Origin of the sequence: Pseudoalteromonas sp. G4 (assembly GCF_028875915.1) — a bacterium.
GTDB lineage: Bacteria > Pseudomonadota > Gammaproteobacteria > Enterobacterales > Alteromonadaceae > Pseudoalteromonas.
Genome location: NZ_JAPEHW010000037.1, coordinates 14,898 through 38,287, shown reverse-complemented (window position 1 = coordinate 38,287; position 23,390 = coordinate 14,898). Strand labels below are relative to the sequence as shown.

Here is a 23,390-nt window from a genome sequence, read left to right as displayed (position 1 = left end):
TTCGCTGTAGCTAGCGAGGTGACATTTTTTAAGGTTGATGAACGAGATTTGATATGCAATATAAAAATAATATTGGCTTGAATAAGCATATATGCTTTTTTGCAGAGAAATAAGTCTGTTAATTATAAATACATGCTAGTACGTCCACTTCTGATTAAGTTTAATAGTTAAACTCTTTTGCCTCAATCTCGCCTCTAATATATAATTGAAGCTTTTCTATTCGATTTTCTGGGATTAATAAATTGCTACTAGTATTTGACTTATTTAACATTTGATTTTCAATAAAACTAGTTGCAGCATTGTGTAGTTCAGGATAAGAGAATAACGTATTTCTACGAATAGCCTCTATACCAGTTTCAAGACCAGCTAAACCAGCTGAACTTCTTTCATGCGGTGTGCCGTGATGAGTAGGGCTATTAAACTGAAAATCACCAAACTCCTGCAGAGTATTGTAATAAGATTCAATTAATTCTCCGCGAATTATTTGCCCTGTATATTGATATCTACTTACAACGAGGAAATAACCTGAAAAAAAATCCGCTTCCAATTCTGTTTTCCTGACTGTAGGCTCAGTATCAACTATCCAACCAAAATCGAACTGTATTTGATGTGCATACTCGTGAGCAAGAATCGCCGCGACCCCAATATCATTGTTAGTTTTCTTTAAAACCTTATTGACTAAGTTTTTACCAAACAGAATAAAATCATTCGGAAAAGACAGCGCATTATAAGAGCCTTCACACTCGTCAAAAGCATAAACTGGCGAATAAGTTCCAAAAAAATCTTGCTGAATAGCTACTTCAGCAAAAAAATTTGCGTCAAATACTGGATCTCCAAAAGTACTTATAAGACCACATGCTAAAGGATCACCTGAATTAACAGATTTATAAGAAGCTGCATAACAACCTGTTTGCATGCTCCAACTGTTAGGATCTACCTCAATATCAACTATTGACGCCTGTTGAACTTGGCAAGAGCTTACTTTTTTTATGTCAATACTATACTGGTACCCATTTAAAGAATAACCAGCGCTAGCAGCTGCAGATTGAAGAGACTCTAGACACGTATTTGAATTACTCGTACATACAGTTCCTGTTAATACGCTTTTATTACTTACTGGTGCATTAGGACTAGTCAAATCAAGTTCATAAGTACAACTCGATTCCGAATTCAAGTCTGGAGTGTTGGTCGTATCTGAATTGTCACTTTCACCACCACACCCAGACAAGTGCAAAAAAAGCATAGTCATCATAATTTTTTTGATCATCAACCGTTTCCTATATTAGCTACAGTTAGCAAAAAATTACCCACTTAAATCAACTATCCTTCTCAAACATCTTCTAGCTACATTCAAACGATGCGGTAACTCCATATCCCGATTTTCTTTTTGGAGTTTTTGGGTAATAACAAGCATGCGCAAATATTGCTTTGCCACTTTTAACCTTAGATATAGCTTCCTGACTTTTCCCTTTCACAATGGCTGAACAACTATAATCCTTACAGTTAGGTTCATGACTGAAATTAACAAATACATCATCATTGCATATGTTTTTAATCGAAGAAGCGACACCAATATCTTTTTCAAAAATTAGGCAATAACTCGCTTCGCCTGAAACTGCAGCTGCTTTTGTCGTAAAACTAAAACAAGCTAGTAATGTAATCAAAAGTAAATTCTTCAAAATTACACCCTGAATAAGTTTAATATACAAAGAGGATAGTAGGTGTTTTTAAAATCGCAAATACTGTAAATAAAAAGTTTATCCCAAGTGACTACGTATACAATTTTTGTTAATTTCAAAAGTAAACTGGCATGCATAAATTAAAGCGAAGGAGATCGCTAGTTAAAAGGGAAGAATGGTTTAAAGAATAAAACTAGCGATAAAAACAATGACACAATATATTTTTAGCTTACTTCTAGTAATTACCTTACTTTTTCACCCTATAGGTTTATTAGCAAGTAATGAGAATTTGCATTCAAAGTTTCTTGATTTTCAAAAAGGTACACCTTTTACTGCAACGGATATGGATACTCTTAGCAAGAGCACACCTATTTTAAATCAAGACTTGTTTGATATAAACGTCATACTAAGCGGCAATATGGCCAAAACAAATTTTGGATTTGAATTTGAGCAATCTTGCTTAGCAAATTGGGGAGATATCGATTTACCTTATCTAGTAACTGAATCCATTCAAGAAGGTATGGAGTGCCTTGTAGACCTTGATAATGAACATAAAAAAAAAATAAAACTCATAGCGCAGCATATTATAATATTATGCGTATACAAGATTTACTCAACGGAAAACCTATTTCTTTAGCCTGTTCTGAAGAAACTTATCCTTGAAGAACTGCTGAAGCATATGTATCCACATCACCAGGAGATAAAACTAAAGATGGCAGATATTCGCATCCATTTATTTCATATATTCCATCAGTTCCCAAGCATAAACAATTTCCTACGGAAACCGAAGAAATTGAATTAAAGCGAACAATATTTCATGAAATATTTCATAACATTGGATCAGTACATGTGTAGTGGCATAGTTAATTTGGTCACCCATTAAGAAAGAAATGTTATGCTATTAAGCATACAAATTTGGGTGAAAAAATGACGAAGTTAAAACGCGCAACCTATTCTGCTGCAATAAAATTAGAAACAGCTCAGCTTGTGGTAGACCAAGGTTATACGCAAGAAGAAGCGGCTAAAGCAATGGGTGTTGGTAAATCAACAGTGAGTAAATGGGTTAATCAGCTTAAACAAGAACGTAATGGCCAATCCCCGACTGCAGCACCAATGACACCTGAGCAGATAGAAATCCGAGAACTCAAAAAGCAAATACAACGCATTGAATTAGAAAAGGACATTCTAAAAAAGGCTACAGCTCTCTTGATGTCGGACTCGCTGAACAATTCTCGCTAATAGAGAAGTTAAATCAACGAGAGCGTTACCCTGTCACAGTATTGTGTAAGGTGTTTAGTGTACACCGAAGTAGCTATAAGTATTGGGCTAAAAGTGACACATCCCCTTCACCAGAACAACGTCGTTTAGAAGCTGAAGTGAAAGCAATTCATAAGCTGAGCAATGGCTCTGCTGGCGCACGTACCATTGCAGGAATAATTACAAACAATGGTTACAAGTTAAGCCGCTATCGCGCTACAAAGCTGATGACCAAGTTGAATTTAACAAGTTGCCAAATACCACAACACAAATATAAACGTGGTGGCAATGAGCATCTTGAGATACCTAATAAATTAGATAGGCAGTTTGATGTTGTTGAGCCAAATACTGTGTGGTGCGGTGATGTCACTTATGTTTGGACTGGAAACCGCTGGGCATATTTAGCAGTTGTTATCGACTTGTTTGCTCGCAAGGTTGTGGGTTGGGCGATGTCATTCTCGCCTGACACTAACCTTACGTTAAAAGCATTAGAGATTGCTTATGAAAGCCGTGGGAAACCGAGCGGACTGATATTCCATTCAGACCAAGGCAGCCATTATACAAGTTTAAAATATCGTCAAAGATTATGGCGCTACAAAATTACGCAAAGCATGAGCCGTCGTGGTAATTGCTGGAATAATGCACCGATGGAGCGTTTCTTTAGAAGCCTTAAAACAGAATGGATGCCAACAGTTGGCTATCAGAGTTTTAAAGAAGCTAAATACAGTATTAGCGATTATATAAATGAATATTACAACAACGTTAGGCCACATCACTATAATGCTGGCCTAGCACCAAATGAGTCTGAAGTAAGATATAAAGATTCTAAAACTGTGGCCAAAATTAGTTGACCACTACACGCATATATAAAAGGATCTCCTTCTATCTATAATTTCACCGATAAAAGCCTCAAGAGGAAAAACGATCTCGAAGTTTTATATATGATTGTTCAAATGCTTGGAGTTGATGCAAATTACTCTATTGGTATTTATCTCTCAGAAATTATAAAAGAAAAAAATTACCAGCAATTAAATACAGAGCAAAAGAATTTCATCGATCATCAAATAAAAAAAGTTGGACATCCTATACTTAAGGCTTCTGAAAAACCAGCTCGAGATATGAGTATAGCTTTTTATAAATTTTATTATAATCATGATCCTATTGGTGCTCTGAAACATCTCATTGCCAATAAACAGACATTAAAGGCCAGTGTTGAAAGTGCTGGAAAGCTTCCTGTATCATGGGGGGATGTTTCTATCCTTGATAACCTTGAAACAATTTTATGGGATATTGGATATGCCACTAGAACTGGAGAACTTCCCTTTGACTCAGAAAAGTCGATTATGCAAGCAACAGATGAGTTAGCGCTATACCTAGGAATTGAGTTATAATTTTTGAAAGAACAAGCATTTAATCAACCCCAATCCAATCTAGCTCTGATATTTTAAAATTGTTTTCTAAAGCTACTTTTACGCTTTTATTTTTATCGGCAAGTCTCTTTAACATTTCAAGAGTGAACTTTTCACTTAAGGTGTTTGGCGTTATATTGAATGTTATTTCAGAATCGTGTTTGCCAGTTTTGGCAACCTTTGCAATATACTTCCAAGCCTGAATCATAGTTTCACCTTGCTCTGTTTCAATTAAGTACTGAGTATTATTTAAATATCCTAACGCATCTTCCGCATTGCCATTGAGTAATTCTATAATTGCCATATTTTTGTAAGTATTGATGCCTTCAATTTCTCCGTCCTCACTACGCATCTGATTAGAATAGATCTCGGAGGCCTTCTCTAGTTCACCTAATTCCATGAGGTAAGAAGCCTTGTTATGCTCAAGTATCGTATTTCCCCCTAATTCCTTAATGTAATCATCGGCCTTAGTAATAGCTTCTCTTAAATTACCGTTTTCAGCAATATGACTTACTTGTAGATTGAAAAAGGCATTTAACGATTCTTGATCTTTCGGTGGAGAAGCTGATATTTGATCTAGTACACCTGCCAGATCAGATACGTTTCCGCTTGCTAGCATCTCAAACGCAGGGGTGAGTAAATAACCCGTATCATCGAGTAAATCACTTAATTCTTGGTATATTGAATAATCGGCCAAATTTTTTGCTTCAAGTTGGGTTATTTGTTGATGCATTAGTATCTCGTAATTAACGATATTCCCTCGTTTATCTTCATCCGAGAGTTCTCTAAAGCTATTAGTAAACTCTAATAATTCATCTGCACCATACATTGTTGTTATTTTTTCAATTAACGAATGCAGATTATCTGATGAGGTTTTTTCTAGCAGGGTTCTTTTATCTAAGCTCATCAATAATTCCATTGAAATTAAATTGCCATATTCCAATAACATTAATTTAGAAGCTTCACGTACATTCATGTTTGTGTGAAAATTCGCAAAATGTCGAAATTGACTTTCTAATAATTTGTATGTTGAAGCATCAAACTTACTTAAGGCGTCGAACCAAGTAATCAAATCATTAAAATCAAGCCTTTCTAACTCTTCACTGTGCGCTGTCAATTGCAAAATCTCGGGAATGACTATCGATATTTCTTCTATTTTGTGCCCATTGAAGGTTTTAACGATATTACTGATTTGTTGCCATGCAATAGCTTGATCTAAATAGCCTTTCTTATTCTCTGTGCTAATGATTTTAATCATTAATTCATGCATTCTGGATAAGTCTCCATCTACACTAGAAACGATTAATGAGAATCGTCCATCCAATCCCTCTTTAGATTTTCTTATTTGTGAAGTAATCGCATTTTTCATTTCACTAGAAAACTGATTATTAGAATAAATTTCATTAACTAGAACATCGATTAGCTGATTCTGAAACTTTTTGTCGAATTGCTCTTCTAGCATATATTGCAACTGAGCACTTAAAAAATGAGCTGATGACACAGAATCGTCATAATACTGGGACAACTCATCTAGTATTAGATAGGCAAGTACTGGAGAGTGATACTTTTCTTTAACGACTTTATTGAGCTCAATAAAGTCAGTTTTAGCATATAAAGGGCCATCACTTGAATCCCAAAGGTTACTATCAAGAGCAAGAAGGTTACAGATATATTGGCAGGTTAAATCACTAAAATCTTCCGTTTCGGATTTGGTTTCAATATCTAGTTCCTGCGCGTAAAATTCTCTTTTAATTTCAATAAGCTTATCCATATACTCAGAAGAGTTCTTAGTGTGTTGAAGTTGCAACACTAAACTATCCAATTTATGAAAATCGGGGTTTATATGATTATTTTCTTCTTCAACATTCAGTTTTGCTTGTTCACACGATGCTAGCAAAAAGATAAATAGAATAGATTTAAATATGTTCATATCGTTATGGCTTTAAAAAGTAATTTTAATCAAAAATCTGTATTCTATTGCTCTCATTAAACAGCGGCTAGTAATGAAAGAACAATTTCCTAGTGTTATATTTTTGTCCAAATATGAATTCACTTTAGCATTGTTTTATTCTATTTGGAGTATAACCGCGACAATTATTGACTTAGCCAAGTTTGGCTTATGGAAAAAAGCGTATAAAACTATCCATACAAAAGGAAAATAGTCATGATATCGAAAAAGCATTTCATTTATTGTTTATCTATAACTGCATTATACGCATTGCCCGCCACTGCAAATAAAGAGATACTAAAAAATTCAAAAAACGCATTTGACTCATTAATATCGAGTTGTTCATCTGATACTTTTTACAAAAACGAAGTTAAGTTTGAAAAATTATTAGAATTAGAATTGGCTTCGCTTGATAAAGGTGTTCAAAAGAAGCTGTTATACAAACAGAGTGATGACGGGATTTTAGTAAGTTTTTTCGGTACTCCCTTTTTACACAAAAAAATTAAAGCCAACCATCTCGATATTTGTTGGTCTTTCAAATATGAAATATCGCTTACAGACTCTAACCAAGAAAAAAAGCAGTCTCTAAAGAATTGGTATTCATGCGCATCAGATATCTTTAGGGAGGAAATACCGATGATAAAAAATTACTATATTTGTCAACTAGAAGCTATCGAAGATTCTTTTAGATGAAGCCCAAGTTTTAGTGTCTAAATTTGACGAATTAAATTCATCATAAGTTAACAAAAAAAGCGAGCCATTAGGCTCGCTCAAGTTAAGCATTTTCAATTTGTTCACACCAAACTTGAATTGCTACTTCAAAATACTCTTTTGGTGACAGCATAAAAATGCATTTAAATTCATCCGCAAATAACTCACAGAATTCAGCAATTTCGTCAATATAAGTTAATAGCAATAACAACATGTCAGTGCCTTCAAGATAACGTTCTTCAAAATGAAGATCGGTCTCATCAAATATTGCTTTTGAAATCGATATACCAAGTACCTTGCCCACCTCATCTCGATGTAAATAGATATATCGGGTAAACCCCAGTTCTATTTCACCATCTGTGTCATTAACAACGTCTGCCAATAGTAATATTGTACTTTTGTCATGTGATGCCCACTTTGATTTAGAAATACGCTTATATTTACGGATAAATTGATTTTGGCTCATTTGAAAGTTCCTACTTTTATGTCTTTAAAACTAAGTAGGAAAGTGTTGGGAGAATTATTGCGTTAGTCGTAAAAATCTAAAATGAGCTGGTCATCAAAATAATCATTTTCACGGTCTACCACTAACATTGGGGTGCTTCTTAACTCATCAAATATTGTCAGGTAACTAATGAATAGGCGTTTACATAACTCATACTCAAAATCATCATGCTGACAGAAGTGGGGGTCTAGTGTACGCTTCCAAATATCTTCGTAAGTGAGTTCACTTACTCCTGCGTTTAATTCACAAAATGCATTTTCTGCCAGATAAATCGCTGAGCCTAGATCATCATTTGCTTTTAATAAATCAACTGTTGAGATTGGTTTGAACATAATTGCTCCTAAGTATATTTAATTAATTTCAAATATACTTAGGAGCATGAAAAGCAAATTAAGCGACCTCTTTCTCGCCTAAAGGTTTTGTAAGTATGTTTTTGTCGTAATCATAGTGTTCAAAAAGAAACTCTGTTAGCTTTTTAATATCTTTATTTTTACTCTGTGAATTAATCATTTCTTGATATGATTTATCTATTTCACCATATCGAATATCTTGTGATGCTTCAGTTCCATCAGCATAAAATGATGTAACCGAGTCATTGACAAGCTGAATAACAATTAACGTTGATTCTTTATCACCCATAATTGCGATATGTTTAATTACTTTACTTAGCGCATTATTAAATGCTTGGCGTTTTTCTTGGTTATCCAAATCTAAACTCGGTTTAGCTACATCGTTTGCTTTTAATACTGCTTGATTTATCTCGAAATTGATTTCTGCTATTTCATTTTCAGTTTTCTCTAATTGTTTGACTAACTTATTCAATACTTTTGAGTTCGAAATGTCTCCAAGTTGATTTTCGAGCTCTAGTGCATATTCTTTTAATTTTATGAGTTTTGCTTCACCCTCTTTGGTATCAATAACTTTTGTTGTACCTAAACTATTAAGGTCGAACCCTTCAAGCCATTTTAAAATTGCACTTTCAATAGGCTGATAATTTAACCTTGCTTGGCAACAACCATTATTTTCATATGTTTGCCCTTTACATAATAATTTGGCTTTGCCTCTTTTACCTTTTGCGTAAGTTCTCGTTTTTCCGCAAACCCCGCAAAAAGTAAGTCCCCGAAAAATGTTCTGTATTTCTTTACTGACCTTTCCTTGTTGCTTTCTAAGTGGATTATTTGCGCGCAACCAATCATTATAAGAAATTACACTTGGAAAATAGTTTTCTACTAATTCTTTTGCTTCGCCTTTTTTTCGCTTGCCTTCTAAGTAAACTGTTTCTAAACGTTCCCACGTTCCAAAAACTGCTTTGGACTTTAGGTACTTTTCGATTATTGATTTTGTATGTTTTGGCTTACCTGTTATCGGAGGGTATTGTTCCAAGTGTTTATTAAGATAAGCGGCTATTCTCATACTTCCCCAACCACTGAGTTTTAATTCAAATATTTTTTTTAGCGTCCAACCATGAATGGGGTGGACAGAAAATGACTTCCTGTCTTCACTTAATACAAGCCATTTTGGATAGTTTCCACTCGGATGCATTCCATTCTCTAGCAGAACTTCAAAAGATTCCTTGATACGTTGTGACTTCTGCAGTGACTCTAAATGACCTAAATATAACGCTGACGAAAGCTGAAGGCTGTTACCTAAGTTGTTTGTATCGTCATGCCTCATAATAGTGTTGTACTTCACTAAGCCAATATCAATTTCTAAGTCAAATAGAAGATCAAATAATTGAATCCCATCTCTTATACCTAGGCGAGATAAACGGTCAGGCGCTTCTATTATTAATAAGCTTCCTTTTTCAATTGTTCCCGCTTTACAAGCTGTAATAAAGCTTGATAACCCAGAATCCTCAGCGAGGTTAGTGCCATGATATGCAGAAATTCCGGCATCAATAAATGTTTCTTCTAAGACATAGCCACTGTGACTTTTTAAAAAGCTCTTAGCTATTTCCATTTGCCTTTGCAGGCCTGTTGACGTCTCTTTTGTTTGTTTATCTGAACTAACTCGAGAATATAAATATGCTTTTTTCATTTGAATCAAGTATCCATAGTTTTAATAAGTGTTAAAATGTTATTAGGATTAACAAAAATCAGAAAATTTAATGGTTTCAAAAAAAACACGTCGAAATAAATACTCTTCATCTAATGAAGAATGGGTTATTGCAATGGATGCGCACAAGCTTGTGGAGGCAAAATAATGTCTCATCGCATTATGCTTATTCCGGTATCAACCGGTGTTGGTTTAACCTCTGTCTCTGTTGGCTTAGTACGTGCCCTTGAAAAAAAATCGGTTAAAGTAAACTTTTTTAAACCGATTTCTCAGCCTCGCGGCAAGAAAAGTGGCCCTGAGCTCTCATCTGAAATTGTCAAAATTGGCTCCACTATTAACCCTGCACCATCATATGATTTGCACACAGCAGAGCAAATGATTGGTGATGGTAAAACGGAAGTGTTACTCGAAGAGATTGTCGGGCGCTTTGAAAAGCACGTTGGCAAAGACGACGTTGCGATTATTGAAGGTATGGTGCCAACACGCAAACAACCTTATGTTGGCCGTGTAAACCGAGAGATTGCACAAACTCTTGGTGCGCACATTGTGTTTGTTTTAACCCCTAGTAACGACGATGTAGATGAAATTGAAGATCGTATTGAGCTGGCTGCTAGTTTATATGGTGGTGTAGAACACCCTCGTGTACTTGGTTGTATTTTCAATAAAGTAAATGCGCCGCTTGATGAAGAAGGCAATATTCGCACTGACTTTATTGAGCCAAGCAACGATGACAGTTTGCAAATTGAGCTTAATCGCATTGCTTCATTGCCACTCTTTCGTAAAAAACCGTTTAAACTTTTAGGTGCTGTGCCTTGGTATCAAGATTTAGTAGCACCACGTGTGATGGATCTTGCTAAGCATTTAAATGCTGAAATTTTACATTACGGCGACATTGAACACCGCCGCCTGCGCAGTGTTACTTTCTGTGCGCGCACAGTGTCTAATATTCTTAATCACTTTTCTCCTGGTGCATTACTAGTGACCCCAGGTGATCGTTCTGATGTACTGGTAGCTGCGTGTTTATCCGCAATGAACGGTACCAAACTTGGCGCGGTATTGCTTACAGGTGGTTTTAAACCGGAAGAGCGTATTTTAAAGCTTTGTGAACAAGCGTTTGACACTGGCATACCAATTATTTGTACTCAAAACGATACTTGGCGCACCTCAATCCTATTACAAAGCTTTAACTTAGAAGTTCCTGTGGATGATGAACAGCGCATCGAAAAAGTAAAAGATCATAATGCCCGACATATTGATAAAGACTGGTTAGAGTCACTAACGCAAGGTGTTGCCCTAAACCGTAAAATGTCACCTCCTGCGTTTCGTCATTTACTGTCGTCTAGCGCACGCGCTGCGCAAAAAACCATTGTTTTGCCTGAAGGTAACGAACCACGTACCATTAAAGCGGCTGCGATTTGTGGTGAGCGAAATATTGCACGCACCGTGTTATTAGGTGACCGTGAAGAAATTGAACGTATTGCTGAACAACAAGGTGTTCAGCTTAACGATAACGTTGAGATTCAAGACCCTAGTGTTGTTCGTCAAAATTACATCGCACCGATGGTTGAACTTCGTAAACATAAAGGGTTAACCGAGGTTATTGCTGAAGAACAACTGCAGGATAATGTGGTGCTTGGTACCATGATGCTAGCCGAAAATAAAGTTGATGGCTTAGTGTCTGGTGCAGTTCACACCACTGCTAATACCATTCGCCCACCACTACAATTAATTAAAACAGCGCCAAACAGTTCTCTGGTTTCATCAGTATTTTTCATGTTATTACCTGATCAAGTACTGGTTTATGGTGACTGCGCAATTAACCCAGATCCAACTGCTGAGCAATTAGCTGATATTGCTATTCAATCTGCTGATAGCGCTGCCGCGTTTGGTATTGAGCCACGTGTAGCCATGATAAGCTACAGTACCGGCACCTCAGGCACCGGTGATGATGTTGAAAAAGTACGTTTAGCAACAGAACTTGCGCAAGCAAAACGCCCTGATTTATTAATTGATGGACCACTGCAATATGACGCTGCAATTATGGAAAGCGTTGCAAAGAAAAAAGCGCCAAACAGTAAAGTAGCAGGTAAAGCAACCGTATTTGTGTTCCCTGATTTAAATACAGGTAATACAACTTACAAGGCTGTTCAACGTAGTGCGGACCTTATTTCAATCGGCCCGATGCTGCAAGGTATGCGCAAACCAGTTAATGACTTATCACGTGGCGCATTAGTCGATGATATTGTTTACACAATCGCGTTAACAGCAATTCAGGCGACACAAGAAACCCGCTGATTTGCTTGAAAATAGCCTTACAGACATCAATATTTTTGATATTGTAAGGCTATAAATCAAAACGAAATATGGGAGCTTTATGTCACAACAAACGTTAGCCGTAATGCAAGAAACATTTACGATACATAGTTTTGACGTAGACACGCCTATTCCGCAAGCAGTTTATCAAGCCAAGGTCTTTTTTATCGCCCGAACGTATGATGAGCTGTCAGTTGTTTGCCCATCTTATGTTGAGTTAGATTCAAATGAACAAGAAGATGACTGGGCAGCATTAGAAGTTCTTGGCCCACTGGGGTTTTCAATGACAGGGATCTTATCAAATATTTCTGGTGTCTTAGCGGCTGCAAAAATCTCCATTTTCGCCATTTCAACATTTGATACCGATTACATTTTGGTAAAAGAAGCACGTATTAATGATGCAATCTCCCACTTAAGCAAAGCTGGTTATAAAGTGGTGAACAGTTAATGCGGGTATTAAAGCAAGATTTTTATGCTGTAAAACATACTGCCCTTATAATCCACGCCCCTTTCTCTGGGCGGATTTTACCGCAACGCGAGTCAAGCAATCCGTTAGTCAGCAATCAGTTACTTGGTTTAGGTGTTGAGCTTGAAGTCAGTAACTATCAGCTCTATGCCCCGTTTAGCGGCACCCTGTTGTCGGTAAATCAAGGAGGGTTAGAGTTTATTTTTAAGTCAAAGCAAGGGGTTAAGTTATTAGTGCTAATCACGCTAAAAGATGACTTTGGCCCGATGACAGGCTTTAAACAGCACTTTAAGCTAGGTGAACAATTTAGCGCAGGGCAACTTATTGCAAGTTTTGATTTTCGAAAACAACAACACGCTGTTTACGCCAGTGTTTTATTACTTGATACTGAGCGATTAAATAAGGTGCTTGATAAATGTTACTATCAAGCAAACCGCGTAACTGCTGGCAATGATATTCTCTTTAAACTAACAAAACGAATTAACCATGATTAAACTTTTTGGCATTCCAAACTGCGACACGATTAAAAAAGCAAAAAAATGGCTTGAGCAAAACAATATTGAATATATCTTTCACGATTACCGCAAAGACGGTATTGATGCGCAAATGGTATCTCAGTTCTGCCAGCAACTTGATTGGCAACAAGTCTTAAATAAGCGTGGCACAACCTATCGCCAACTGGACGATGCAACAAAAGAATCATTAAATGCCGAGTCTGTGGTGTCTTTATTAGTTGAACAACCAGCCATGATAAAACGCCCTATTTTAGATAAAGAAGGTGAGCTTCATTTGGGCTTTAAAGCGGAACAATATAAAAGTATCTTTGCATGAGTTCAAATGACGTAATTAGCCTAACACAGGCACTTATTCAAAAGCCGTCGGTGACGCCCGATGATGCTGGCTGCCAAGAGATAATGGCAGATATTCTTAGGCCGCTAAACTTCAATATTGAAGAGTTATTCTTTACCGATACGCTTAATATGTGGGCACGAAAAGGTAATACTTCGCCTGTATTTTGTTTTGCAGGTCATACCGATGTGGTACCTACCGGGCCAGTTGAAAATTGGCATCAACCGCCTTTTTCTGGCAACTTGCTCGATGGCTATATACATGGTCGTGGCGCTGCTGATATGAAAGGCTCTCTTGCGGCAATGCTCATTGCCACAGAGCGTTTTGTAAAAAAACACCCAGACCACAAGGGTAGCATTGCATTTTTAATTACCTCTGATGAAGAAGGCCCGTTTATTAACGGCACCACAAAAGTAATCGACTTGTTAGAAGCGCGCAATGAAAAAATAGATATGTGCTTAGTGGGCGAGCCCTCATCAAGCCACATCCTTGGCGATGTGGTTAAAAATGGCCGCCGAGGATCATTAACAGGCTTTGTTAATGTTAAAGGTATTCAAGGCCACGTTGCCTACCCTCATTTAGCAAAGAACCCTATTCATTTAGTTGCCCCTGCACTAGATGAGCTTGCTAATACGACATGGGATAAAGGAAATGACTACTTCCCTGCGACCAGTTTTCAAATTTCCAATATCAATGGCGGTACAGGTGCCGGTAATGTGATCCCTGGCAGCGTCGAAGTTCAATTTAACTTCCGTTACAGCACAGAAGTTACCGCTGATGAGCTTACTGCGCGCACCGTCGCGATTTTAGACCACCATGGCCTCGACTATGATATTCGATGGGTTTATAACGGACTGCCGTTTTTAACTGATTCGGGTCCGCTGCTAGAAGCAACGGTCGCTGCAATTAAAGATATTCAGCATATTTATACATCTGTAGAAACCACAGGTGGCACTTCAGATGGTAGGTTTATTGCTCAAACAGGCGCACAAGTGGTTGAGCTTGGTCCTATCAATGCCACCATTCACAAAGTGAACGAATGTGTTAATGCACGTGATCTTGAAGTACTTACCGACATTTATGAAGCGATTTTGGTTAAATGTTTAACTTAGTTGAGCAAGCTGCACTTGGCTTATCGCAAGCACATTTAAGCGATTTTCAAGGTCGATTAGTCGAACATAGGATTAAACGCGATCTTGAGCAAATGGTTAGTGCCGCTAAAAAAAGCGGCATTACCCTCACATTGGCATCAACGTTTCGTGATTTTGAAAGACAATCGCTAATTTGGAACAACAAGTTCAATTTAATCAGGCCTGTTTTTGATATTAACGATAATCCAGTAGACATGGCCTCTCTAAACGATGCCGAGAAGTGTTTTGCCATAATGCTTTTTAGTGCAATTCCGGGGGCTAGTCGGCATCATTTTGGCACCGATATGGATGTGTTTGATGCAAGTAAAGTCGCTGATGACTATCAGTTGCAACTATGCCAAGCAGAGTACAGTGAACATGGGCCGTTTTGTGAGCTCAGTAACTGGTTAGCTAATAACGCTGAAAAATACGGCTTTTTCTTACCTTATAAACACTTCAATGGGGGTGTTGCCAAAGAGCCATGGCACATTAGTCATATTGAACGTTCTGAGTTTTATATGAATGTGCATTCAGAACAATTACTAGTTGATGCTTTAAAACAGTCTAATGTTGCAGGTTGGCCAACCTTAGTTGACCAACTCGATGAAATTTATCCGCATTTTGTAACTAACATCACTCTTGCTGGTAGCTAGCAAAAAAGCGTTGAATACCTTCAATTGCGGGTTTGAGCTGATCTGGATGAGGTAAAAACACTAATCTAAAGTGATCTGGTTTTGGCCAATTGAATGCTCGGCCATGTACCAACAGAATACGTTCTTGTTTTAACAGGTCGAGTATTAGTTTTTCGTCATCTTTCACGTTGAAGCGTTTGCGGTCAAATTTCGCAAAGCCATAAAGCGCACCCTTTGGTTTAACGCACGATACCCCTTCAATTGCATTCAAGCCTTCAAAGATAATATCGCGTTGTTGGTATAAGCGTCCACCAGGCAGGATCAGCTCGTCAATCGATTGTACACCGCCTAACGCTTGCTGAATTGCATATTGTGCGGGTACATTGGCACAAAGACGCATTGACGCGAGCATCTCTAACCCTTGAATATATTCTTCAAGTTGCGAAATTTTACCACTTAATACCATCCAGCCCATACGTAGCCCTGCTGCACGATAGGTTTTCGCAAGACCGTTAAAAGTAATAATTGGCACATCATCACATAAACTTGCAATCGAGGTATAAGGTATGTTGTCGTAAATAATCTTTTCGTATATTTCATCACTAAACACGAGAAGGTTATGTTCACGGGCCAGCCCTAATAAATCATTTAACAATGCTTCATCATAAACAGCACCGGTTGGATTATTTGGGTTGATTAATACAATCGCTTTGGTTTTAGAAGTAATTTTACTTTTAATATCATTAATATCTGGGAACCAATCTTGCTCTTCGTCACAAATGTAATGAACAGGGTTGCCCCCAGCTAATTTTACCGACGCAGTCCAAAGCGGATAGTCAGGTGCAGGAATAAGCACTTCATCATTACTATTTAGCAATGCTTGGGTTGCCATTTGAATAAGTTCACTGACTCCATTTCCGATAAAGATATTGTCTATCGACAGGTTGGTAAACTTTTTATTTTGATAATACTGATAAATAGATACGCGGGCCGAATAAAGCCCCTTTGAATCACAGTAGCCTTGGGCAGCGCTTAAATTACGAATAATGTCTTTTAACATATCCTCTGGCATATCAAAGCCAAAGGCGGCTGGGTTACCAATATTTAGTTTTAATACTTGCTCCCCTTGATCTTCCATTTCACGTGCCATTTTTAAAACTGGCCCACGAATGTCATAACAAACCCCTTGTAATTTATCGCTTTTTTTAAACACTGCCAAACGTCCCCGAATACAAATAATGTGAGCGTTTTGTCTAACACTCATCGAATTAAAATGAAAACAAAGACACGCACCCTTGTTTAATAAAATTTAAACAAGAAAATCATACTAGAAATGAGAGTAAGAAATAGCGCATGCTTCCACCACAGGCTACCCCATTTGCATAGAAAGCGAAAGCATAAAGCGCTTTTTAGAATAAAATAATTAAATGACTTTATTAATGGCTTCTTTAGTAGCTGAAATATGCGCAGGCAAAGCTTCTCTCAGGCTTTGCGATAACGTCATATCCCCTTGACCTAACGCGTGCTCTAGTTCTTTTGCAAGTTGCGCCAGGGAGTCTGCACCAAATTGTGCAGCGTTCGATTTTAAACTATGAGCATGGCGTATGGCATCTGTAGTATTTACATCAAAATCACGCTCAAGATCGGCTTGTAACCTGTCAAATTCTGTTAAACAAAACTCAAGGGTGGGTAAAAATTGGTCTTGTAACAGGTCTTGCATAGCAAACAAGGCATCGGAGTTAATGTTTACGTCTAAATCACTCATAAAAACGCTGGTTTGTTAGTCTAGTTACTTTAACCTTAAACCAAGTTCTATAAATTTTCTATCAAGATTTGAAAACTTCTAAATCTCTCCTATAGTTACGTGAACAAATATAAATATAAAAACAAACTTATAGATGATTAATCGGATTAATACTGAGTTAACGGAACTAATATTTAATAGCCATCAGGCTGGCGTTTTGATCGTTTCAAATACCCATCATTTGCTTTATTCAAATAAACAAGCCTCACACCTCAATACAAAACAAAAAACTTTCTTTTGTGACTCATCCGATAAATTGACCCATTTGCAACTCAAAGAAAATTTACATACTCATAAACAATTTTCGATTAAAAACCTTACCGTTTCGATAGTGCCGATTGAATACAATAATCAGCCCTGTAAATTGATTAGCCTTGATGAAAATGCACCGCAAGCGGATGTGGTTAGTAAGCTCAATTTAGGCCTAATTTCGTTTGATATGAACGGCAATATCATCTCAACCAATGATTATTTTGATGATATTTGTAAAAGGCAGGTAAAACACATAGAAGAGCTTCTTTATGATCCTTATTCGCAAATTTTTGATGCTGTTAACCCCTGTCCAACCACACACTGCCATTGGCAAAGTATTAAACTGAAATATTTACCTCGCAACCGCCATTATGAGTACGTAATTAATCAACATCATCAACATTATTTACTGCAGATACGAGACGTTACACAGCTCACACTGAAACACCGGGAATTACAGCAACAGGCAGCTTTAGACCCACTCACGGGGCTAGCTAACCGACAGGTATTCGAAGATAGATTAAGCCAAGCCCTGATCCGCACCAAACGTAACCAACAAAAATTAGCCCTCGCCTTACTCGATTTAGATGATTTTAAACAAGTTAATGATTCCCTTGGTCATCATGTAGGCGATCAATTACTTAATGCAATTGCACTTCGCCTAAAAGAGCATGTAAGAAAATCAGATACTGTGGCACGCCTTGGGGGAGATGAATTTTGCATTATCTTTGAACAAGTTAATTCTGAGCAATCGGTAAGAACTAAACTACGTAAATTAAATGACGCTTTATCTCGTCCAATCATGTTACAAGGGCATACCCTCTACCCTAAAGCCAGTCTAGGTGCATGTATTACTGATGGTAGCCTTGACGAAAACGAGATTTATAAACGCGCGGATGCCGCCATGTACGGCGCTAAAAATATGAAACGCGGCTCGGTAAAATTACACCAAGTAACGGAAAGTTTTAATCACAGCTCATCAATTAAAGAGCAGCTTAATAATGAAATTGATTACAGCCAATTCGAGCTCTTCTTTCAACCCTCAGTGACAACCAATGATCAACAAATTTGCTCAATAGAAGCACTGTTACGCTGGCGTGAAAACGGCAAACCTAGTCTACCAAAAGAATTTTTTAACGTGATTGAAAGTGAAGGACATGCCAATAAAATTGAAAGCTGGGTTATTCATGAAGCCTGTCGTTGCCGTAAAACATGGGCTGAGAAAAAACTAATTGATAGCTCAGTGCCTATTAGCATTAATATTTCTAAATCCTATTTTTATCACCCTAACTTTTTACCTCACCTGCATAACGAAATTGCGCGATTTAACATCGCACCTGAGATGATAGAACTCGATATTCAAGAGTCTTGTCTAACCTCATCAGAAAAAAAATCATTTCAAATCACTAAAAAGCTGGCTGATTTAGGTGTGAAGATTGCCATTGATCGCTTTGGTTCAAGCCATACGTCACTTCGCACATTGCATGATTACCCGATTGACCGCATTAAGTTAGATCGCAAACTAGTTACTAATCTAGATACAGTAAATAGCTCTTTAGTAAAAAGTATTATCAATGCAGCACAGCAGCTCAATATTGAAGTCGTTGGTGAAGGTGTCGAATCTGACGAGTTAGCTGATTTTTACACGGATTGTTGTTGTGATGCTTTACAAGGATATATGATTTCAAGGCCTGCAAAACAGCATAATTTAGAGCAATTTTTGAGAAGTCATTGTGAAGCTGTGTATTAATAAGGCTTGAAAGCCTTATTGCAGCTATTTAGAATACTGCGTTTTCACTTACACCACTATTTTATGTCCCGCTCTCTTTGTGAAAAATGCCAATTTGTCTTAGCTGATTGCATCTGTGATCAGTTACAAAGCGTCAATAACCAAATACATGTTGTTGTACTTCAACATCGTTCTGAAGAAAATAACGCTAAAAATACAATTCGATTGGCTAAGTTGCTGTATAAAAGAATCACGGTTTTAACTGGCGACAATAGCGACGATTTTAGTGAGTTAAACAGCTTACCACTTGCAACAACTGCGCTACTTTACCCAGGTGAAGATGCTGAGACACTCGAAAATACAAGCACAGATTTAAACTTAACTCATTTAATCGTGTTAGATGGCACCTGGAAAAAAGCCAATAAGCTATTTTTTACTATCGATATTCTAAAACAGTTGCGCCAAGTGAGCTTCGCACAATTGCCAGACAATCGTTATCACCTGAGGAAAGCAAATCGCAGTGATAGTTTATCAAGCCTTGAGGCTATTGCGTATGCCCTGTTTTGCAAGGAAGCATTGCCTATGGCACCCGCTTATTCGGCGCTCGATGCAATGATGGAAAATCAATTTAAGTACATGCCCGCCGAAGTGCGAGCACGTTATAAATCAAAATAAGATTATGACTGGCTATCGTCACTAATACGCGAAGCCACGGCGCCAGACTGCCCTTTATATTTCGCGTCTTTACGGCGGTTATAAGGGTTTTCAGCAGGACCAGACATAGTTTCAAAACTCAGCGCACCAATTTTCATATAAGGGCGAAGCGCTAAAGGTAATTTTCCTGAATTATAAAATTCAAGTACGATATTACCCGACCAGCCTGGATCGATACGGTGTGCAGTCACATGCACCATTAAGCCTAAACGCGCAAGTGATGAGCGCCCATCAAGCCAGCCTACAATGTCATCAGGTAAAGTGACACTTTCATGTGTAATTGCGAGCGCTAGTTCCCCTGGGTGTAGAAAAAAAGCTTCACCCTCTTCAAGAATAATTTCATCGCTCATGATTGATTCCATAGCAGCAGAAACCAATTCTTTTGGTCCACTTAAATCAACATAAGGCGCTTTGTGATCTTGAAAGACACGAAACTTATTACCTAACCTTAAATCTACCGTGACACCAGAAATCATGTCTTCTTTTGGCACAGGTTCAATACTAATTTTACCCGCAGCTAGATGTTCTTTAATATGGGTATCACATAAACGCATAGTTAATCGTCCGTTATAATAATTTCGACGGGATTGCTGCCACTTCCTTGATAAAACAAATGACTAGCAACAAGTTTTGCCGCCCGATTATAAATGGCAACGAGCGCCTTGTCAGCATTATGTGAAAGAAACTCACCTTGCTCACCTACCTCTCTAATGCGATGTGCTAAAGGAACTTGTCCAAGTAAAGGAATATCAATACGCTGTGCCAGCTCCTTTCCGCCATCTTCGCCAAAGATATGGTTAACGCCATTACAATGTTGGCAATTAAAGTAACTCATATTCTCGATTAAGCCTAGGATCGGCACTTTCACTTTATTGAACATATCAATGCCTTTATTGGCATCTGCTAATGCTAAATCTTGCGGCGTAGTCACAATAACCGCACCACTGGCTGGAATTTTTTGTGACATGGTCAGTTGAATGTCGCCCGTACCAGGTGGCATATCAACAATTAAATAATCTAAATCTGGCCATGCGGTTTCATTGAGAAGCTGCATCAGTGCTGTTGATGCCATTGGCCCACGCCACACAGTGGCATCGCTTTTACCCAATAAAAACCCGATAGATTGCGCGACAAGTGCATTTTTTTCCATCGGTAAGAGGGTTTTATCATCTTTCGCTACGGGTGTTTCGTCTTCAAGACCTAATAACAAAGGAATAGATGGCCCGTAAATATCAGCATCTAAAATACCTACCTTGGCACCATTTTGTTTAAGTGCATTTGCTAAATTCACCGCACTGGTTGATTTGCCTACGCCACCTTTGCCACTTGCCACCAAAATAATATGTTTAATAGTACCGTGACGGTTAGGCTCCAATAGCTGAACTTGCACTCTAAGCGCAACAGGTTGCCCTAGCTTCTCAGATAAAAAGTTTGCAATATCAGGTTGTTCACTTGATGCAGCAAAATGCAAAAGTAGCGATACGTTTAAGCTATCGCCCTCTTCAACAGAAAGTAAGGTGGTTGCTTGCTGTAAACCAACGGGGAAAATATCTGAACGATAATCTGCCAACAACTGCGTAATGCGCTCAAACAGTGATGAATTTTGTGCGTTAGTAACGGCTTTATCAGCTTGTTTTGACCCTGAGAAAAGATTTTTAATATTAAACATGTAAATCTGCATTTGGCTAATGAAATACGCGCTGGAATTATGTAATATTCCTGACCTTAACTCCAGTTATATACTTAGCTTGTTACTACATGAATTTCCATGTAACAGGTTAAGGGTTACCTAATGGGTAAATTTTTGGTGTTGTCACCACACTAGTTTACGGTAAACGATATGTCGCAAAGAAAAATCTTAATTACAAGTGCATTACCTTATGCAAATGGCCCAACGCACTTAGGCCATTTACTTGAATATATTCAAACTGATATCTGGTCTCGTTTCCAGAAGTTACGTGGTCATGAAGCGTATTATGTATGTGCCGATGATGCGCACGGTACGCCGATCATGCTTAACGCACAAAAACAAGGTATCACTCCAGAAGAAATGGTTGCCAATGTGAGTGTTGAGCGCCAACGCGATTTTGCCGATTTTCATATTAAGTTTGATAACTATCACAGTACGCATTCAGAAGAAAACAAAGCGTTTTCTGAACTTATTTATAATCGTTTAAATGACGGTGGCTACATCAAAAAACGCACTATTTCGCAATTATTTGATGAAGAAAAAGGCATTTTCTTACCAGACCGCTTTGTAACGGGTACTTGCCCGCGCTGTAAAGCAGAAGATCAAAATGGCGACAGCTGTGACGTGTGTGGCGCAACCTACAGCCCTACTGAATTAGAATCACCAAAATCAGTAATGTCAGGTTCAACACCTGTACTTAAAGATTCAGAGCACTACTTCTTCGACTTACCAGCGTTTGAAGACATGCTAAAAGCATGGCTAACATCTGGCGCAATCCAAGGTGAAATGGCAAACAAACTAAATGAATGGTTTGAAGATGGTCTGCAGCAGTGGGATATCAGCCGCGATGCACCATATTTTGGTTTTGAAATTCCAGGTGCCCCAGGCAAATACTTTTATGTATGGTTAGATGCACCTATTGGCTACATGGCAAGCTTTAAAAACTTATGTGATAAAACCGGCCTTGATTTTGACGCATTTTGGTCAACGGATTCAGAAGCAGAGCTTTACCACTTTATCGGTAAAGACATTGTCTATTTCCACAGCCTGTTTTGGCCTGCAATGCTTGAAGGTGCTGGCTTTAGAAAACCAAATAACGTATTTGCCCACGGTTTTGTAACCGTAAATGGCGCGAAAATGTCTAAGTCGAAAGGTACCTTTATTAAAGCCCGTACTTACTTAGATCACATTGAAAATCCAGAGTATTTACGTTACTACTTCGCGGCTAAACTTAATTCAGGCATTACCGATTTAGACTTAAATCTGGATGATTTTGCTCAGCGAGTAAACTCTGACCTTGTTGGTAAAGTAGTTAATATTGCAAGCCGTTGTGCAGGTTTTATTGCTAAGAAGTTTGACGGTAAGCTAAGTGATGAAATTGCAGAGCCAGAGCTACTTGCTGAATTTGTAAATGCACAAGAGTCAGTAGCAGCGTCATTTGAAAACCGCGAATACAGCCGCGCAATTCGTGAAATTATGGCACTTGCGGACAAAGCTAATCAATATATTGATGCCAAAGCGCCTTGGGTATTAATTAAAGATGAAGCAACACAGCGTGATGCACACTTGGTTTGCTCTATGGGTATCAACCTATTTAAGTTATTAATGACTTATTTAAAGCCCGTGTTACCAGCAATGGCCGAGCAAGTAGAAACATTCTTAAACACCGAATTAACGTGGCAAAGTATCAATACTGCGCTAACTAATCACGAAATCAGCAAATTCAAAGCATTAATGCAACGTGTTGAAATGGATAAGGTTAACGCAATGCTTGAAGAATCAAAAGAAAGCCTGGCACCTGCAAAGCCAGCGATTGACCCAAACAGTCCTCTTGCGAAAGAGCCAATTGCAGATGAAATCGAATTTAATGATTTTGCAAAAGTTGACCTACGCGTTGCTAAAATTGCAAAAGCAGAACACGTAGAAGGCGCAGATAAGCTGCTTAAACTAACGCTTGATTTAGGCGGCGAAACACGCCAAGTGTTTGCAGGGATTAAATCAGCATATCAACCTGAAGATATCGAAGGCAAACTAACGGTGATGGTTGCAAACCTTAAACCGCGTAAGATGCGCTTTGGTATGTCAGAAGGTATGGTACTTGCAGCAGGCCCCGGTGGAAAAGAGATTTATATCTTAAACCCAGATGACGGCTCTGAGCCAGGTATGCGTGTAATGTAATTACCAAACACAAATTAAAAAAACCGCTATTTAGCGGTTTTTTTGCTTTAAAGCTCAATGAGAACAAAT

General features: G+C 38.1%; 23 protein-coding genes. 13 read left to right on the top strand and 10 right to left on the bottom strand.

Going from position 1 to position 23,390, the window contains the following annotated elements:
• Positions 1-160: 160 nt before the first annotated feature.
• Both ON073_RS11990 and ON073_RS11985 read right to left on the bottom strand, forming a co-directional pair.
• Positions 161-1,267, bottom strand: a complete 1,107-nt coding sequence (locus ON073_RS11990) for a hypothetical protein (protein WP_274762114.1) — start codon at positions 1,265-1,267, stop codon at positions 161-163.
• Positions 1,268-1,340: 73 nt separating this feature from the next.
• Entirely contained in the window at positions 1,341-1,679 is a 339-nt protein-coding gene (locus tag ON073_RS11985) for a hypothetical protein (RefSeq protein WP_274762113.1), read from the bottom strand.
• A 208-nt stretch (positions 1,680-1,887) separates the two neighbouring features.
• Here ON073_RS11985 and ON073_RS11980 point away from each other — a divergent pair, with 208 nt between their 5' ends.
• The 3 genes from ON073_RS11980 (at position 1,888) to ON073_RS11970 (ending at position 4,327) form a co-directional block, all read left to right on the top strand.
• A complete protein-coding gene (locus ON073_RS11980; protein ID WP_274762112.1) occupies positions 1,888-2,316 on the top strand; it encodes a hypothetical protein in 429 nt (142 codons plus the stop codon).
• Between the two features lie 290 nt (positions 2,317-2,606).
• A protein-coding gene (locus ON073_RS11975) for an IS3 family transposase (protein ID WP_274762111.1) occupies positions 2,607-3,787 on the top strand; the annotation gives its coding sequence in 2 pieces (ribosomal slippage) (positions 2,607-2,865 and positions 2,865-3,787; 1,182 coding nt in all).
• A gap of 90 nt (positions 3,788-3,877) precedes the next feature.
• Positions 3,878-4,327, top strand: coding sequence for a hypothetical protein (locus ON073_RS11970; protein ID WP_274762110.1), 450 nt, complete (start codon positions 3,878-3,880; stop codon positions 4,325-4,327).
• Between the two features lie 19 nt (positions 4,328-4,346).
• Here ON073_RS11970 and ON073_RS11965 read toward each other — a convergent pair whose 3' ends face one another.
• Positions 4,347-6,275 (bottom strand): hypothetical protein, encoded by a 1,929-nt coding sequence (locus ON073_RS11965; protein ID WP_274762109.1) that lies wholly within the window; start codon positions 6,273-6,275, stop codon positions 4,347-4,349.
• Positions 6,276-6,509: 234 nt separating this feature from the next.
• Between ON073_RS11965 and ON073_RS11960 the strand changes: the two genes are divergently transcribed.
• Entirely contained in the window at positions 6,510-6,986 is a 477-nt protein-coding gene (locus tag ON073_RS11960) for a hypothetical protein (protein WP_274762108.1), read from the top strand.
• An 82-nt stretch (positions 6,987-7,068) separates the two neighbouring features.
• On the opposite strand, the gene ON073_RS11955 is transcribed toward ON073_RS11960, so the two are convergent.
• The 3 genes from ON073_RS11955 to ON073_RS11945 form a co-directional block, all read right to left on the bottom strand.
• Positions 7,069-7,470, bottom strand: a complete 402-nt coding sequence (locus ON073_RS11955; protein ID WP_274762107.1) for a hypothetical protein — start codon at positions 7,468-7,470, stop codon at positions 7,069-7,071.
• 62 nt (positions 7,471-7,532) lie between these two features.
• Positions 7,533-7,841: a hypothetical protein gene (locus tag ON073_RS11950; protein WP_274762106.1), complete on the bottom strand. Its 309-nt coding sequence runs from the start codon at positions 7,839-7,841 to the stop codon at positions 7,533-7,535.
• 58 nt (positions 7,842-7,899) lie between these two features.
• A complete protein-coding gene (locus tag ON073_RS11945; RefSeq protein ID WP_274762105.1) occupies positions 7,900-9,546 on the bottom strand; it encodes a recombinase family protein in 1,647 nt (548 codons plus the stop codon).
• 165 nt (positions 9,547-9,711) lie between these two features.
• On the opposite strand from ON073_RS11945, the gene pta reads away from it, so the two are divergent.
• The 6 genes from pta to ON073_RS11915 all read left to right on the top strand — a co-directional run bounded on the left by pta (position 9,712) and on the right by ON073_RS11915 (position 14,975).
• Positions 9,712-11,859, top strand: a complete 2,148-nt coding sequence (pta, locus tag ON073_RS11940; protein ID WP_274762104.1) for a phosphate acetyltransferase — start codon at positions 9,712-9,714, stop codon at positions 11,857-11,859.
• Positions 11,860-11,938: 79 nt separating this feature from the next.
• Positions 11,939-12,325, top strand: coding sequence for an ACT domain-containing protein (locus tag ON073_RS11935; RefSeq protein WP_274762103.1), 387 nt, complete (start codon positions 11,939-11,941; stop codon positions 12,323-12,325).
• Positions 12,325-12,837, top strand: a complete 513-nt coding sequence (locus ON073_RS11930) for a PTS glucose transporter subunit IIA (protein WP_274762102.1) — start codon at positions 12,325-12,327, stop codon at positions 12,835-12,837. Before ON073_RS11935 ends, ON073_RS11930 begins: the two co-directional genes overlap by 1 nt.
• Positions 12,830-13,174, top strand: a complete 345-nt coding sequence (locus ON073_RS11925) for an ArsC family reductase (RefSeq protein ID WP_274762101.1) — start codon at positions 12,830-12,832, stop codon at positions 13,172-13,174. The genes ON073_RS11930 and ON073_RS11925 overlap by 8 nt, the downstream gene beginning before the upstream one ends.
• Positions 13,171-14,304, top strand: a complete 1,134-nt coding sequence (gene dapE / locus ON073_RS11920) for a succinyl-diaminopimelate desuccinylase (protein WP_274762100.1) — start codon at positions 13,171-13,173, stop codon at positions 14,302-14,304. The genes ON073_RS11925 and dapE overlap by 4 nt, the downstream gene beginning before the upstream one ends.
• Positions 14,292-14,975: a M15 family metallopeptidase gene (locus ON073_RS11915; protein ID WP_274762099.1), complete on the top strand. Its 684-nt coding sequence runs from the start codon at positions 14,292-14,294 to the stop codon at positions 14,973-14,975. Before dapE ends, ON073_RS11915 begins: the two co-directional genes overlap by 13 nt.
• Here ON073_RS11915 and ON073_RS11910 read toward each other — a convergent pair.
• Positions 14,956-16,173 (bottom strand): pyridoxal phosphate-dependent aminotransferase, encoded by a 1,218-nt coding sequence (locus tag ON073_RS11910; RefSeq protein WP_274762098.1) that lies wholly within the window; start codon positions 16,171-16,173, stop codon positions 14,956-14,958. The genes ON073_RS11915 and ON073_RS11910 overlap by 20 nt on opposite strands.
• Before the next feature lie 204 nt (positions 16,174-16,377).
• The gene (locus ON073_RS11905; RefSeq protein ID WP_274762097.1) at positions 16,378-16,719 is read right to left on the bottom strand and encodes an Hpt domain-containing protein; all 342 of its coding nucleotides are present in this window, start codon (positions 16,717-16,719) and stop codon (positions 16,378-16,380) included.
• Between the two features lie 133 nt (positions 16,720-16,852).
• Between ON073_RS11905 and ON073_RS11900 the strand changes: the two genes are divergently transcribed.
• Together ON073_RS11900 and ON073_RS11895 are read left to right on the top strand one after the other, a co-directional pair.
• Entirely contained in the window at positions 16,853-18,760 is a 1,908-nt protein-coding gene (locus ON073_RS11900; protein WP_274762096.1) for a putative bifunctional diguanylate cyclase/phosphodiesterase, read from the top strand.
• Between the two features lie 63 nt (positions 18,761-18,823).
• Positions 18,824-19,414, top strand: coding sequence for a tRNA-uridine aminocarboxypropyltransferase (locus ON073_RS11895; protein ID WP_274762095.1), 591 nt, complete (start codon positions 18,824-18,826; stop codon positions 19,412-19,414).
• 2 nt (positions 19,415-19,416) lie between these two features.
• On the opposite strand, the gene dcd is transcribed toward ON073_RS11895, so the two are convergent.
• On the bottom strand, positions 19,417-20,007 hold the full coding sequence (dcd, locus tag ON073_RS11890) for a dCTP deaminase (protein WP_274762094.1): 591 nt from the start codon (positions 20,005-20,007) through the stop codon (positions 19,417-19,419).
• A gap of 2 nt (positions 20,008-20,009) precedes the next feature.
• Positions 20,010-21,122, bottom strand: coding sequence for an iron-sulfur cluster carrier protein ApbC (gene apbC / locus ON073_RS11885; RefSeq protein ID WP_274762093.1), 1,113 nt, complete (start codon positions 21,120-21,122; stop codon positions 20,010-20,012).
• 171 nt (positions 21,123-21,293) lie between these two features.
• Between apbC and metG the strand changes: the two genes are divergently transcribed.
• Positions 21,294-23,321 (top strand): methionine--tRNA ligase, encoded by a 2,028-nt coding sequence (gene metG / locus ON073_RS11880; protein WP_274762092.1) that lies wholly within the window; start codon positions 21,294-21,296, stop codon positions 23,319-23,321.
• Positions 23,322-23,390: the final 69 nt, after the last annotated feature.